At 80.2% G+C, this 986-nt stretch carries 1 pseudogene; it reads left to right on the plus strand.

Going from position 1 to position 986, the window contains the following annotated elements:
* A pseudogene (locus IE330_RS38480) lies at positions 1–986 on the plus strand (hypothetical protein); the annotation flags it as partial.

The raw sequence follows: 986 nt of genomic DNA on the forward strand, positions 1-986 counted from the left end.
AGCCGACGCCGCCACGGCCGCCGAGCAGGCGTACGACACCGCGCGCCGCACCGCCGAGGCCCTCGCCCGCGACAAGCCGCTCGCGGAGCTGCTCGGCCTGCCCGGCGGGCCCGCCCCCCGCGCGCAGGGCGCCGTGCCCCAGCCCCGCCGCCCGGGCACCGACACCCGCGACCACACCGACCAGGACCCCGGCACCCCGGCGGACCCCGACGCCGGGGCGCCCTTCACCGCCGAGGACCTCGACCGGAACGCCGACGACCTGCGCGCCCTCCTGGAGGACGGCGTGGCCGCCGCGGAGCGGCAGTTGTTCGAGCTGCGGACCGCCGCGGCCGACGACGCCCGCATCCTCGGCGCGCTCGGCGACGGCGGGCTGCTCCCGCCGGGCCCGGACGTCCTGGCCACCGTCGAGTTCCTGGGCGAGCACGGCATCCCGGCGCTGCCCGGCTGGCGCTACCTCGCCCAGGCCGTCGACCCCGCCGACCACGCGCGCGTGCTCGCGGCCCGCCCCGAGCTGGTCGACGGCGTCATCATCACCGACCCCGACACCCACGCGCGGGCCCGCGAAGCCCTCACCGGCGCCGCCCTGCTGCCCCGCTCCACCGTCGCCGTCGGCACCGCCGCCGCCCTGCTGGCCCCGGCGCCGGGCGACGAGGCCGCACAGGACGGCGACGTCTTCCTGGTGCCGCCGAACCCGGCCATGCACGACGAGCACGCCGCCGACCAGGAGCGGCAGGCCCTGCGCGCCCGGGCCACCCGGCGCGACGACGAGATCCGCGCGCTCGCCCAGCGCCTCGCCAAGGACCGCGAGCTGGCCGCCCGCCTCGCCTCCTGGCGCACCGGCTGCCCGGCCGGACGCCTCGACGAACTGGCCACCGCCGCGCACCGGGCCGGCGCCTTCGCCGAGGAGGCCGAGGCCGAGCGGCTTGCTCACTGGGGCACTGGCACCCCCTCCGCTGGTGGGGAGCTGCCCGCCCCGGCGCTGATCG

Origin of the sequence: Streptomyces longispororuber, from assembly GCF_014656095.1 — a bacterium.
GTDB classification, from domain to species: domain Bacteria; phylum Actinomycetota; class Actinomycetes; order Streptomycetales; family Streptomycetaceae; genus Streptomyces; species Streptomyces longispororuber.